The organism is Bacillus sp. AM 13(2015) (assembly GCF_001518755.1).
GTDB lineage: Bacteria > Bacillota > Bacilli > Bacillales > Bacillaceae > Bacillus > Bacillus safensis.
This window is the reverse complement of sequence record NZ_LKCP01000008.1, coordinates 55,294-69,059: the sequence shown is the minus strand read 5'-3', so window position 1 is coordinate 69,059 and position 13,766 is coordinate 55,294. Positions and strand designations below refer to the sequence as shown.

Here is a 13,766-nt window from a genome sequence, read left to right as displayed (position 1 = left end):
CTGTCCATACATACATTTCATTATATAAAAGAAAGATAAAAAAGTAAAATAAAAGCTAATGAATGGCTGTTTTGAACTTACCGCCTTTTGTTTCATGCGTATCCATAATCGTGATAAAAGCTTGGTCATCAATTTCAAATACGATGGATTTCAGCTTTGTAATTTCAAGCCTTGTGACAACGGCGTAGATGACATCTTTTTCTTCATCTGTATAGCCGCCTTTTCCTCTCAGCTTTGTCGTTCCCCTGCCGAGTCGATGCAGAATCGCATCTGAAATTTCATCATAATAATCTGATACGATAATGACAGCTTTTGTTTCATCAAGCCCTTGAATGACAGCATCAATTGTTTTCATTGCCAAATAATATGTCATGACAGAATACATAGCCTGCTCTGGTCCGAAAACAAAGCCCGCCCAAATAAAAATGAACACATTGACGATCATAACAAACTCACCGACGGAGAAAGGGATTTTTTTCGTCAAAAGAATTCCTAAAATCTCTGTTCCATCCATTGAGCCTCCATTACGGATGACAAGTCCAACACCAAATCCAAGTAATAGCCCGCCAAATACAGTGGCTAAGATCGGCTGTGTTGTAAATGCCTCCACATGATGAAGTGAAGATTCAATCACGGCTAAGCTGACAATCCCAATCACAGTGGAAACCAGAAAGGTTTTTCCAATATGCTTGTATCCTGATATCATAAATGGAATATTTAAAATGACAACAATCGTCGCAAAATTAATAAACGGGTTATCTGTAAAGAGATAATCCAAAATAAGCGAAATGCCGATGATGCCCCCATCAATAATATTGTTTGGCACTAAAAATAATTCAATGCTGACTGCTGCACATGCAGCCCCTACTAGAATCAGGAAAATTCTCAAAATAAAATGAGGCACTGATTCCTTTCTATGCTGTTTACTATTTGCCATACGTTCTCCCTTCTACACATGTTAAATTTTCAATGAACATTTTATTCACTTTACTATTTTATCATTTCACAGAATAAAATAAAATTTTTTGCACATTTTCCGTTTTCGCCCATACATTGTTACAGAGGGGAGGAATGGAATTGATTTTAATCCAAAAAATTGTCCTGCAGCGGCTCAATCAGATCACAGCAAATGATCTGTTAAGGTATGCGAAACAGTATGGTGTCAGTTTAACGTCACATCAAGCAGCTGAGGTTGCCAAACTCATGAACGGGAAAAACATCAATATTTTTAATGATTCAGAGCGTAACCGGCTTCTTAAGCAAGTGGAAGCGATTACTTCTAAACAGACAGCACAGACTGTGAATGATTTGTTTAACCAGTTTACAAGTTAAGCAAAAAAGGGCCGCATTTAGCGGCACCTCAACATGTTGCATCCTTTTTTACTGACCCATAATTTTGTCTAGTAAGCCTTCATCAAATTGCTTTTCTTTCAGCATCGCAATTTCGAATTTGTAAGGTGGTTTTTTGTTCTTTTTATCTTCACCTACATAAGGCGTTTCTAGAATTTTTGGCACATCTTGAAGCTGCGGATGATGCACAATATAGTTCAGTGCATCGAAACCAATTTCACCAAAACCGATATTTTCATGTCGGTCTTTTCTTGCGCCTTGTACGTTTTTACTGTCATTAATATGAAGAACTTTGATTCGGTCAATACCGACGATTCGGTCAAATTCTTCTAATACACCATCAAAGTCACTCACAATCGGGTAACCAGCATCGTGCGTGTGACACGTATCAAAGCAGACAGAAAGAGCTTCGTTATGTGTCACGCCGTCGATAATTTGTGCAAGCTCTTCAAAGCTTCTTCCGCACTCTGATCCTTTTCCTGCCATTGTTTCAAGTGCAATTTGAACCTCTTGACCTTTCACAATGACTTCGTTTAAACCTTCAATGATTTTTTGAATCCCTGCTTCTGCCCCTGCTCCAACATGCGCACCTGGGTGAAGAACAATTTGCCTTGCACCTAGCGCTTCCGTACGCTCGATCTCAGAGCGCAGGAAGTCTACGCCAAGCTCAAATGTCGCGGGATTCACTGTGTTTCCAATATTGATAATATACGGAGCATGGACGACGATATCTGTCATGCCGTGCTCTTTCATATGCGCTTGTCCAGCTTCAATATTGAGGTCTTCGATTTTTTTGCGGCGCGTATTTTGCGGTGCACCTGTATAAATCATAAACGTATTCGAACCATAAGAGGCAGCTTCTTCACTCGCTGCAAGAAGCATATGTTTTCCGCTCATGGATACATGTGAACCAATCTTTAACAATGTTTCCCCCTACTTTCCATTACGCTTTGACTTTCTACGTTCCTGTCTTTTGATTTTATCCATCTCACGTGTCATTTTCTTTTTATATCCAGGTTTGACGGCTTTCGGTTTTCTCACAAGACGTTTTGCTTTTTCTTCAATTTCATTTGGTGCTTTTTTACGTCTTTGACGCTTCAGACGGTCATCTGCATCTCGCCATTCGCCATGAACAATGGTTTTGTTTTCAAACACAACGCCCATTTTCTCAATTTGAATGAGTGCATCCTCATCAGCCAGCTCATAAATGGTCATGGCAATTCCAGATGAACCAGCACGAGCTGTTCTTCCAACGCGGTGCACATAAAAATCAAGATCAGATGGTAGCTCATAGTTAATCACGTGGCTGACGCCTTTAATGTCAATGCCGCGAGCTGCAAGATCAGATGCCACAATATAAGTGAACTCCAAATCTTCAATTTGTTTCATGACTTTTTTACGTTCGCGCGGCGTTAATCCGCCATGAAGCACACCGATTTTCATTCCTTTTTCTTGTAGGAACGATGCGATTTCATCAACAGTTGTTTTTGTATTGGCAAAAATAATCCCTAAATATGGCTGTACATTCGTCACCATTTCATGGAGCAATTTTAATTTATCACGCTGTTTAGATGGAACTAAAATATGCTGAATGTTTTCTGCTGTAATCCGTCTTGGTTCAACATGCGCATACTTTGGATTGTCCATATATTTTTTCAGGAAAGGCTTTAGTTTTTCTGGGATGGTTGCAGAGAACACAAGCATTTGCAACTGTTCTGGCATTTGTGCACCAATACGGTCCACATCTTCTAAAAATCCCATATCCAGCATTAAATCCGCTTCATCAATGACAAGGGAGGTCGCTTTGTAAACATTCAGCGCCTGCTCATGAATGAGATCAGCAATACGTCCAGGTGTGCCGACCACCAAATGCGGCTGATTTTTTAGCTTTTGAATTGATTTCTGCTTGTCCGTTCCGCCAATGTAAAGCTTTGCTTTGATCTCTTCTTCTGGGGAAGCATTCTTTAAAATCGTTTGAGCTTCTTTGAAAATTTGATTGGCTAATTCTCTTGTAGGTGCAGTAATCACGACTTGTACCTGCTCTTTGCTTGGATCAATTGAATGAATCAGCGGCAATAAGTACGCATGAGTTTTTCCTGTTCCTGTTTGTGACTGGCCAATCACGCTTTCTCCTTTTAAAACAGCAGGGATGATTCTTTTTTGAATATCAGTCGGCTCATAAAAGCCTAGTTCATGAATAGCATCTATAATAAAAGGCTTTAATTCATATGTCGTAAATTTTGTTTCTTTCATGTTTTCACTCCTTAAGGCAATGCCTTTTTGCTCATCTCCTCATTATAGCTGATTTTCAGTAAAAAAACCATGTCCGCTTTTCCTACAGGAAACCAATTGATGCTTCCTTGCATAACCTATGAAGAGAAAGAGAATGCAGTAAGGGAGGTACAAGTATGTTAGGGCAAAGGCCTATGGGCGATTTTCAGCCGCGCCGCCCCTCACGCCGGCACCTTGGAAATGGCGGACAGCCCCGAATGTTTCAAAGAGGGCAGCAGCCTCCTATCCAACAGCCTTTTCAAGGGCAAGGCAATCCATTTCAGCAAATGATGCCTCGCTCCCCGTCTGTACAGGGAGGCGGTTTACCCGGGATGGGCGGAATTCCAGGAGGTGAGAGCCGTGCACTAGGCGGCGGAGCAGGAATTAAAGGCATGCTCTCTAAATTTCTTCCTGGCGCAGGAGGAGCTGGAGTCTCTGGAGGTGGTGCGGGATTACAAGGAATCCAGAGCTTCACGAATCCTGCGACTCTCTCAAGCATGTTAGGAAATGTTCAAAAAGTGCTCGGGATGGCGCAGCAATTTACGCCAATGATTCAGCAATACGGTCCTTTAGTGAGAAACTTACCTGCAATGATTAAACTGTACAGCCAGCTTGGCAGTGCGGACGATGATGAAGCAAATGCAAATGACGATGATGCAGAATCAACGGAGACCAGCGCGGAAACAGAAGTACCCGAGGAAGAAGCACAACCTGATGAAATAGAAGAAAATGTTGAACCCGAAGACATCCTTGTCAAAAAAGCAGCACCACACACATCACCTGCTTCTGAAGCAAAACCGAAAAAAAGATCTGGCAGCTCTGTTCCAAAACTATATGTCTAGTGATCTTTTAACGGCGAAGTGTTCACTGCGTATAACAATCTTTGATATATACGCTTACTTTGGCTATAATGGAAGCAAGAGAATGATAAAAAGCCGTTTTTTACGGCTTTTTATATTGTTCTTCTCTAGCAGCACTTCCCTACAGGAGGACGAATAAATGAATGTAATTAAAATATCGCCGCGTGGCTATTGCTATGGCGTTGTGGATGCAATGGTCATTGCTAAAAATGCCGCACTTGATAAGAATTTGCCACGCCCCATTTATATATTAGGTATGATTGTGCACAACAAACATGTCACTGATGCCTTCGAGGAAGATGGAATCTACACACTGGACGGACCAAACCGCTTAGACATTTTAAAGCAGGTAGAAAGCGGAACAGTCATTTTCACGGCTCACGGCGTTTCTCCTGAGGTTCGTCAAATCGCAGAAGAAAAAGGCCTTGTCGCCATTGATGCGACCTGTCCCGATGTCACGAAAACCCACGAACTCATTTCAGAGAAAACAGCCGATGGCTATGACATTATTTATATTGGGAAAAAAGGGCATCCTGAGCCAGAAGGAGCTGTCGGAGTAGCCCCTGACAAGGTACATCTTGTCGAAACAGAAGCCGATATTGAGGCGCTCGATTTAACATCAGAAAAATTGCTCATCACGAACCAAACGACGATGTCTCAATGGGATGTCCACGATCTGATGGAGCTGATTAAGGAGAAATACCCTCACGTCGAGTATCATCAAGAAATTTGCCTTGCGACACAGGTGCGTCAGGAAGCTGTCTCGCAGCAAGCTGGTCAAGCCGATTTAACCATTGTTGTCGGCGATCCAAAAAGTAATAACTCCAACCGTCTCGCACAAGTGTCTATGGAGATAGCCGGAACGCAGGCTTACCGTATTGGCGATTTAAGTGAACTCAAGCTGGAGTGGCTGCAGGGCGTCAAAACCGTTGCCGTTACTGCTGGTGCTTCAACACCAACACCTATTACAAAGGAAGTCATTCGTTTCTTAGAAAACTATGAACCGGATGATGAAACGACTTGGAAGATTGAACGGACCGTTCCTCTTTCTAAAATTTTACCTCGCGTCAAAACAAAGAAATAAGAAAACGTCAGAGCGGATATGCTCTGACGTTTTTTGTTTACATAAATTGAAATGGGTTTGTGTTTGATTCAGAAACAAAGAGCTGTACGTCATATTTTTTATCTGCACATAGCGATTGAAGCTTCGCATTTACGCCCTCTTTCATAATCTTTTCAGCATAATGCCCTGGGTCCACTACGTTCAGCCCAAGCATCATGGCATCATGCGCAACATGGAAATAAAGGTCTCCTGTCACATACACATCTGCACCCATTCTTTTCGCTTGATGAATGTATTTATTTCCGTCTCCGCCAAGCACCGCCACTTTTTTCACTACAGCGTCTTGATCTCCTACAAAACGAGCACCATTCACATCTAGCTTCGTTTTCACAAATTGCGTGAAATCTCTAAGTGTCATAGGCTCATTTAGCTCTCCAATACGGCCAAGGCCTTTTTGAATAGGCGGAAGATCTGTCGTGTGTACACTATAGGCGACTTCTTCATAAGGATGTGCTTTGATCATGTCGCGAATCACTTGTTTTTCTATGCTTGCTGGGAAAATGGTTTCAATCCGCACTTCTTTCACAAATTCTAATTGACCCGACTCCCCAATAAACGGCTTAGCTTCTTCTGATGGCAAAAAGCTGCCTGTCCCTTCATTTGAAAACGCACAATGACTGTAGTTGCCTATATGACCTGCGCCCGCATTTCCTAAAGCTGTCCTGATGGCCTCTTCAAACTCTTCAGGGACATACAAAGCAAGCTGTTTGATTGGATCCTCGTATGTCGGCACTAGCACACTTATTTCTTCAAGCTCTAGAGCCTCAGCAAGCAGGTCATTGACTCCGCCATCAGCTACGTCTAAATTCGTATGTGCCACATATACCGCAATATCATGTTTGATGCATTTTTCAATGATCCGTCCAGCTGGCTGATCTGTCGCTACATGTTTTAATGGACGAAAAATCGGCGGATGGTGCGCAATAATGAGATCCACTTTTCGCTCGATCGCCTCATCTACTACATTCTCTAATACATCCAAGGTGATCATCACATTACTTACTTTTTTATTCAATGTTCCAATCTGGAGACCAATTTTATCACCTTCCATTGCATATGCCTTTGGTGAAAATTGTTCAAACAATTGGATGATTTCATGCCCGTTTACTGTTTTAGCCAACAGTCAAGACCTCCTTTAGCATCTTTATTTTCACATTCAGCTCTTCAAGGCGCTCTTTGTTTTCTTCTGTCCGTGCTGCCTGCTGAATTTGACTTTCTATCTTCTCCATATGCTGAAGCTCTTGCATCCACTTGCGCTGGAAGACGTCATTTTGCTCTTTCGCAAGAAACGGACCAACGAGCATGCCTGCTTCAAGTGACATCCCTTCATAAGCTTTATCTTTATCGCCTTTTTCTGCGATGATGATTTCGTATATTTTGCCGTCCTCTTCTAAAATGACTTCATCCATCAATTCATACCCCTCTTGATAAAGCCATAAACGAATATGGTGGGCATGGATATTCGGCTGAAGAATGAGCCGCTCATGGCCTGCGAGCTTATGCCTTCCTTCATTTAGAATGCTTGCGATGAGTGCCCCGCCCATACCTGCAATCGTCACTGCATTCACTTCGCCTTTTTCAATGACTTCAAGGCCATTTCCTTTTCTGACCGATATCTGTTCATCTAATTCAAGTCTATGTACTTGCTGCTGCGCCGATTGGAGCGGTCCATCGGTAATTTCACCAGCAATAGCTTTCACTGCTTTTTGATGCAGGATCGCATAGCATGGCAAATAGGCATGGTCTGAGCCGATATCAGCGAAGACTGCCTCATCTGGTAAAAAGTCTGCGACTTTTTTTAATCGTTTGGATAAATTCATTTCATTCATACGTATCACTACTTTTCTTTAATGTTCATACTTGTCTATCTTATATAAATTATGGACTTTTTAAAAGTCGTTTTCAAATGAAAAAAGCTCTTCTTTTGAAAAAGAGCTTTTTGTGTAAGGTTATTTAATTTTAGATACCCATTCCGCCATATCATCGAGCTTTTCATTCGGAATCAGCCCGCCTGGCATCCCGTTGCCGCCTTCTTGAATTTTCTTCTTGATGTCAGCTACTTCAAGCTTGTCTCCAACACCTTTTAAAGCAGGACCTGCGCCGCCTTCATAGTTTTCCCCGTGACAGCTTAGACAGTTCTGTTTATACAATTCTTCCGGCGTCGCATTTGCTGTCTCTTCTTGCTTTTGCTCCTTGCCCCCTGAGGCAATTTTTTCTTCATCTTTCAGCCCCTTCATTGATAAGAAAAAAGTGAGTCCAATACCTAAAATGGCAATCAATAAAAATGGTATAAGTGGATTCCGTTTCATTTCTTTCATCCTCCCCTTTGTGAAAACCCCTTTGAGACTATGCAAACAATTCTAATTCTACTTTAATTTTACAAAAAGTAAACGAATTATGATACAAAACTTTGGTCAAGTTCACAGATTAGACAAAAATGAATCTAGATGAGAAACGAAGCCTTCAGCACATTTAGATGTATTTTTTATACATCTTTTCTCTAAGAACGTTGCAAATTCATTTGTTATTCAGTAAAATATAATCAGATTGAAAAAAGCGTTTTCATTTTTGATAAGAAAGAACGGATCTCTTTCAAGATCCGTCCGGTTTCTACTCTAAGAAGTCTTTTAATCGTTTACTTCTGCTTGGGTGTCTTAATTTACGAAGAGCTTTCGCTTCAATTTGTCGGATACGCTCTCTTGTTACGCCGAACACCTTACCAACCTCTTCTAACGTGCGTGTTCTTCCGTCGTCTAGTCCGAAACGTAGTCTCAGCACATTTTCTTCACGGTCCGTCAGCGTGTCTAATACATCTTCAAGCTGCTCTTTTAAGAGTTCGTACGCAGCGTGGTCAGATGGAGATGTCGCCTCTTGGTCTTCGATAAAATCACCAAGATGCGAGTCATCTTCTTCACCAATAGGTGTTTCTAAAGATACAGGCTCTTGCGCAATTTTAAGAATCTCTCTTACCTTTTCTGGAGTTAAATCCATGTCTTCAGCAATTTCTTCAGGCGTTGGTTCTCTGCCTAAGTCTTGCAGAAGCTGTCTTTGAACACGGATCAATTTATTAATGGTTTCCACCATATGAACCGGGATCCGGATTGTTCTCGCCTGATCGGCAATCGCACGTGTGATCGCCTGTCTAATCCACCAAGTCGCATATGTTGAGAATTTATATCCTTTGCGGTAATCAAACTTCTCAACCGCCTTCATCAGACCCATGTTTCCTTCTTGAATCAAGTCAAGGAACAGCATACCACGACCGACATAGCGTTTCGCAATGCTGACAACGAGACGAAGGTTCGCTTCCGCTAATCTTCTTTTTGATTCCTCATCGCCCTCTTCGATCTTTTGAGCATACGTAATTTCTTCTTTAGCAGATAACAAATTGACGCGTCCGATTTCTTTTAAGTACATACGAACAGGGTCATTGATTTTGACACCTGGTGGTACGCTTAAATCATTCAGGTCAAATTCTTCTTCCGCTTTAGCCAGCTGCTGAACATTTGGGTCTTCTGTCTCTTCGTTTTCACTAATGAGCTCTACACCCTGTTCGCCTAAGTATTCATAGTATTCATCCATTTGGTCTGATTCAATTTCAAAGCTAGACATACGCTCTGCAATTTCTTCGTATGTTAAAACGCCCCGTTTTTTACCCGTTTCAGTGAGCTTATCTCTCACCTGTTCAAAGGTTAATTCAGTTTCGGTTTCGTGGGCTTGTTTATCAGCCATTATGGATCCCTCCTTCCAAAGCTTGCAACGAATTCTAAAGTAACTTGCGATTTGCTTCCGCCCTGCTTTTCTCTCTCTGTCAAACAGAAGACGAAGCAAATAGGAATAAAATAAATAATGATGAAGGCAAGATGCTTGCGGTCTTATGCTCCTCCCATAAAGGATTCATTGCCAGCCGTAAGTCCTGTCATTAATAATAGACGTATTACTTCAGCGAACGGTTCAACTGAATAATTTCTTTTGCAAGTGTTGCCGCTTTGAAGAAATCTTTTTGCCTCTCCGCTTCTGCACGTTCTAGTTCTTTTTCCTTTATCATTGACAAATTCCGATGATTCAACACTTTTTTTACATAATCACTTAATTCAGCTTCACTTAGTTCGTCTCCGACTTGAATCATCAATATATCCGTCAGCAGCTGATTCATGACATCATCTTCTATCCGGTTCATCAGATGCTGCGGCGTTGGTTCTTTGCCTTCTTCATACAAGGCATAAATGTACGTTGCCAGCGCCCTGTGCGAATCTATATTAAATTCAATCCCGATTCTGTCAAGTACTTTGCGGATCACGTCATCGCTTTTTAACATATGAGCAAGCAGCATTCGCTCTGCATTTTCATATGCCGGCCGCAGACGCTTTCTTCTCACTTGTGTTGACAGATGTGCACGCCGTTTTTCAAGCCCGTTTTCTTCCTGCGTGCTTTTGGTTTCTTGCCGCTGCTGCTTTTCAAACAGCTCCAGTTGTTCTTTTAATGAATCAAGTGAGATCGAAAACTCCCCAGCAAGCTGTTTCATGTAAATCTCTTGCTCCAAAGAGCCGTTTAACCGGCTGATTTCTCGGAGAACCTGCTTCATATAAGTAAGACGGTCTCCTTCGTCTGATAAGTTTTTTCCTCTTCGGAAAAAATTCATCTTAAACGTCATTAATGTCACACTTGCATCTATGATGTCATTCCTAAATTTCTCGCCGCCATATTTACGAATGTAATCATCTGGATCAAGTCCATCTGGTATCATGGCAACGCGAACTTTACATCCTCTTTTTCCAAGCAAATCTGATGCTTTCATGGTCGCTTCGTATCCGGCCGTATCAGAGTCATAGCAAAGGATGATCTCTTCTACATTCCGCCTGAGAAGCTTTACGTGCTCTTCTGTAAGAGACGTACCCATTGTTGCAACACTTTCACCGACACCTGATGTAACAGCTGAGATGACGTCTGCAAATCCTTCAAAAAGAACTGCCCGTTCGCGTTTGCGAATATGCATGCGTGCGTCATGAAAGTGATAAAGCAGCTTACTTTTATGAAAAAGCGGCGTTTCAGGACTATTCATATATTTAGGCTGCTGATCACCAAGCGATCTTCCGGAAAAAGCGATGACCGTTCCATGATGATCATGAATGGGAAACATGACACGATCTCTAAAGCGGTCAAAAAAGCCTGTGCCGTTTTCACGTTGAATCAAAAGACCAGCCTTCTCCATCATCACAGGATCAAATCCTCGTTTTTCTAAAAACTTGGTCACGAAATCCCAAGAATCAAGAGCATACCCGATCTCAAACTTGGCAATTGTTTCATCCGTAAAGCCTCTGGACCGTAAATAATCGAGTGCGTTTTGACCTTCCTTTGTATTTACCAGCAAATGGTGGTAAAATTTCTTAAGAAGCTCATGGGCCTCAATCATTTTATGATCTGCAGTGTCCTCTTGCTGAGAGGAACTCATCTGAGCATTCGCCACCTGATCAGGCAGATCAATATGGTACTTATCAGCCACATGTGAAACGGCTTCAATAAATGAGTAGCCTTCCATTTGTCTGAGGAACGAAAACACGTTGCCTCCTGCACCACAGCCAAAACAATGGAAGATTTGCTTATCTGCTGAAACAGAGAATGAAGGAGTATTTTCACCATGGAATGGACAAAGACCGAAGTAATTTCGACCTTGCTTTCTAAGCTGTACGTATTCTCCAATCACTTCGACAATGTCTGCGTTTTTTTGGATCTGCTCCAAAAGTTCATCTGGTATACGTTTGCTCATCCTAATAACACTCCGTCGTACATTATTCGCCTTTTAATTTAAAAATCCTTCATGATTCGACAGGATTTTTTGTAGTTGCGCCATAAATCGCTTCTTATCCTCTTCTAAAAGCTTTTTGGGACCTTTTCCGTATACACCTTTTCTTCGCTGTTTGCTGGAAACATGCCTGCGTTCCAAATCAAAATCAATTGTTTCGTTTGTGTACATTCGTCCTCTTTCAGACAGAACAATGACCTGTCTCGGAAGCAGTAAGGAGGCAAGACCAATATCTTGGGTGACGACAATATCATGTGCGGCAGCTGAGTTGGCAATGACTAAGTCCGCTGCTTCCTTATGTGTATCTACAAACCGCCAATCTTCAAGTGGAGATCTTTTGGTTTGAAAATGCTCATATGAAGCAATGAATGTCACTGGTACTTGAAATTGAGATGCGACAGAAAGGATTTCGTCTTTTACAGGACAAGCATCTGCATCGACATAAATCGTCCTCTCTTTTTTACGTTCATTCAGGTGACTAATTCTCCATCCCTCCACCTTATTCCTGCTTTAGAGAAGCAAAAAGACCATACTTTTCCCCCATAAAGCAATCAACAGTAAAACTCATTTTGTCGAAAAGTTATGTTCAGAATCACTTGACTTCTGCCAATATTAGTTTATTCGTTCTTGACTTAACTTAAACCTAAAATCAATCATTTTATCACAATTTTTTATTATAATACAAATGCAGCAAATATGCTATTGTTTTTGTTTACCCGTTTCCCACCATAGGAAAAACCCAGGAGGAGCATCCTGAGTTTATTCGGAACCTCTTTTGGTCAGCATTTGATGGATGACATTTGCCGTTTCCTCAACTGCTTTATTCGATACATCAACGACTTGACAGTTAATACGATCAACCACTTTTTCAAAATACTCTAGTTCCTCTTTAATCCGCTCAATGTTCGCATAAATAGCGCGATCATTTAAACCAAGAGATTTTAAACGCTCTTTGCGAATATGATTTAGTTTGTCTGGACTAATTTTCAAACCGATACATTTCTTCGGATCAACTGAAAATAACTCTTCTGGCGGATCAACTTCAGGTACAATTGGTACGTTCGCTACCTTCAGCCGTTTATGCGCCAAATATTGAGATAATGGTGTCTTGGACGTGCGTGATACACCAATGAGTACAATATCAGCCTTTAGAATACCTCTTGGGTCTCTGCCGTCATCGTATTTCACAGCGAACTCGATGGCTTCTACCTTTTTAAAATAGTCCTCATCTAATTGACGTACACGACCCGGCTCATGTTTCGCTTCATTTCCATAGGCCGTCTCCATTTTATCAATGAGTGGACCGATGATGTCATAATAAACAACACCGTTTGCTTCTGCTTCCTCGATTAAGAATTGGCGCATTTCTGGCACAACAAGAGTAAAGCAGACGATCCCATTATCTGCTTTCGCCAGTGAAATGACTTCTTTAATCGTACCAACATCCTCTACATACGGGATTCTTCTAATATTTGAATGGTCTGATGAGCCGCCATCAAATTGGCTAAGTGCCGCTTTGACCACGAGCTCTGCCGTTTCTCCTACTGAATCTGATACCACAAAAATTACGCGATTACTCATAACATCCCCTCGCAGTCTTCTGTCATTAGATTATTTCGTTCTCCGATAAGCTGACAAGTATTTTCGTCATGTTTGTTTTCGTGATTCTTCCGACCACTTCAAAGCCTTTTTCCGTATCTTTTATCACAGGAAGTGCATCTATTTGCTTTTCAATCAAGTGCTTAGCCACATCCATAATGAAATCTTCTTTGCGGCAAACGGTGATGTTCGGCATTCTTGTCATAATAATATGGACAGGGATAGATGGAAGCTCCTGTTTCCCTATACTTGCGCGAAGGAGGTCTTTTCTTGATAACACCCCTGTTAAAATAGAGTGATCGTCCACAACGAATAATGTGCCCACATCCTCTAAAAACATCGTACAAATCGCATCATAAACCGAAACATTCTCATGTATCACCACTGGAATGGATTGAAAGTCTTTCACTTGAAGTTTTTTCAGCTTATCTGCGAGAAGCTGCGTGCCTGTTTTTCCTGTGAAAAAGTAGCCGACCCTTGGTCTTGCTTCTAAAAAGCCTGACATTGTTAAAATGGCTAAATCAGGTCTGAGGGTCGCCCTTGTTAAGTTCAGCCGATCGGCGATATGCTCTCCAGTGATCGGACCATTCTCTTTGACAATCTGTAAAATCTGCTCTTGCCGTTTATTTAACTCGATTGTACTCACCACCTTTAAATAGAGAGAGCGAAATCTTTATTTTATGTATATCATTTTCATAACTCATCATATTATAGCGCATCTTTGTCCGAATGAAACAAAAATCCACTCAAAAACCGTGAA

14 protein-coding genes are annotated in these 13,766 nt (G+C 41.5%); 3 read left to right on the top strand and 11 right to left on the bottom strand.

From position 1 onward, the window contains the following. Nucleotides 1–55: 55 nt before the first annotated feature. The gene (locus AOQ70_RS01580) at nucleotides 56–937 is read right to left on the bottom strand and encodes a YitT family protein (RefSeq protein ID WP_047202313.1); all 882 of its coding nucleotides are present in this window, start codon (nucleotides 935–937) and stop codon (nucleotides 56–58) included. A 140-nt stretch (nucleotides 938–1,077) separates the two neighbouring features. Here AOQ70_RS01580 and AOQ70_RS01575 point away from each other — a divergent pair, with 140 nt between their 5' ends. Beyond that, nucleotides 1,078–1,332, top strand: coding sequence for a DUF2624 domain-containing protein (locus AOQ70_RS01575; protein WP_024423008.1), 255 nt, complete (start codon nucleotides 1,078–1,080; stop codon nucleotides 1,330–1,332). A gap of 48 nt (nucleotides 1,333–1,380) precedes the next feature. On the opposite strand, the gene AOQ70_RS01570 is transcribed toward AOQ70_RS01575, so the two are convergent. Next, the gene (locus tag AOQ70_RS01570; RefSeq protein ID WP_047202314.1) at nucleotides 1,381–2,274 is read right to left on the bottom strand and encodes a deoxyribonuclease IV; all 894 of its coding nucleotides are present in this window, start codon (nucleotides 2,272–2,274) and stop codon (nucleotides 1,381–1,383) included. 9 nt (nucleotides 2,275–2,283) lie between these two features. After that, nucleotides 2,284–3,603 (bottom strand): DEAD/DEAH box helicase, encoded by a 1,320-nt coding sequence (locus tag AOQ70_RS01565; RefSeq protein ID WP_024423009.1) that lies wholly within the window; start codon nucleotides 3,601–3,603, stop codon nucleotides 2,284–2,286. A gap of 155 nt (nucleotides 3,604–3,758) precedes the next feature. Between AOQ70_RS01565 and vrrA the strand changes: the two genes are divergently transcribed. Beyond that, on the top strand, nucleotides 3,759–4,463 hold the full coding sequence (vrrA, locus tag AOQ70_RS01560; RefSeq protein ID WP_059374616.1) for a VrrA/YqfQ family protein: 705 nt from the start codon (nucleotides 3,759–3,761) through the stop codon (nucleotides 4,461–4,463). 157 nt (nucleotides 4,464–4,620) lie between these two features. Continuing rightward, nucleotides 4,621–5,565 (top strand): 4-hydroxy-3-methylbut-2-enyl diphosphate reductase, encoded by a 945-nt coding sequence (locus tag AOQ70_RS01555; protein WP_024423011.1) that lies wholly within the window; start codon nucleotides 4,621–4,623, stop codon nucleotides 5,563–5,565. A 37-nt stretch (nucleotides 5,566–5,602) separates the two neighbouring features. On the opposite strand, the gene AOQ70_RS01550 is transcribed toward AOQ70_RS01555, so the two are convergent. The 8 genes from AOQ70_RS01550 to AOQ70_RS01515 form a co-directional block, all read right to left on the bottom strand. After that, nucleotides 5,603–6,724, bottom strand: a complete 1,122-nt coding sequence (locus AOQ70_RS01550; protein WP_059374615.1) for a Nif3-like dinuclear metal center hexameric protein — start codon at nucleotides 6,722–6,724, stop codon at nucleotides 5,603–5,605. After that, complete coding sequence (locus AOQ70_RS01545; RefSeq protein WP_039180027.1) at nucleotides 6,717–7,433, bottom strand: tRNA (adenine(22)-N(1))-methyltransferase; 717 nt, start codon at nucleotides 7,431–7,433, stop codon at nucleotides 6,717–6,719. The genes AOQ70_RS01550 and AOQ70_RS01545 overlap by 8 nt, the downstream gene beginning before the upstream one ends. A gap of 120 nt (nucleotides 7,434–7,553) precedes the next feature. After that, the gene (cccA, locus tag AOQ70_RS01540) at nucleotides 7,554–7,913 is read right to left on the bottom strand and encodes a cytochrome c550 (RefSeq protein ID WP_059374613.1); all 360 of its coding nucleotides are present in this window, start codon (nucleotides 7,911–7,913) and stop codon (nucleotides 7,554–7,556) included. Between the two features lie 301 nt (nucleotides 7,914–8,214). Beyond that, nucleotides 8,215–9,336, bottom strand: coding sequence for an RNA polymerase sigma factor RpoD (gene rpoD, locus AOQ70_RS01535; protein WP_008342392.1), 1,122 nt, complete (start codon nucleotides 9,334–9,336; stop codon nucleotides 8,215–8,217). 205 nt (nucleotides 9,337–9,541) lie between these two features. Next, on the bottom strand, nucleotides 9,542–11,371 hold the full coding sequence (gene dnaG, locus AOQ70_RS01530) for a DNA primase (RefSeq protein WP_024423015.1): 1,830 nt from the start codon (nucleotides 11,369–11,371) through the stop codon (nucleotides 9,542–9,544). A gap of 33 nt (nucleotides 11,372–11,404) precedes the next feature. Then, nucleotides 11,405–11,905, bottom strand: coding sequence for a YaiI/YqxD family protein (locus tag AOQ70_RS01525; protein ID WP_024423016.1), 501 nt, complete (start codon nucleotides 11,903–11,905; stop codon nucleotides 11,405–11,407). Between the two features lie 261 nt (nucleotides 11,906–12,166). Further along, nucleotides 12,167–12,988 carry a pyruvate, water dikinase regulatory protein gene (locus tag AOQ70_RS01520; RefSeq protein ID WP_008342399.1) on the bottom strand — a complete coding sequence of 274 codons (822 nt, stop codon included), beginning with the start codon at nucleotides 12,986–12,988 and terminating at the stop codon, nucleotides 12,167–12,169. A 25-nt stretch (nucleotides 12,989–13,013) separates the two neighbouring features. Further along, nucleotides 13,014–13,652 carry a helix-turn-helix transcriptional regulator gene (locus AOQ70_RS01515; protein ID WP_039180035.1) on the bottom strand — a complete coding sequence of 213 codons (639 nt, stop codon included), beginning with the start codon at nucleotides 13,650–13,652 and terminating at the stop codon, nucleotides 13,014–13,016. Nucleotides 13,653–13,766: the final 114 nt, after the last annotated feature.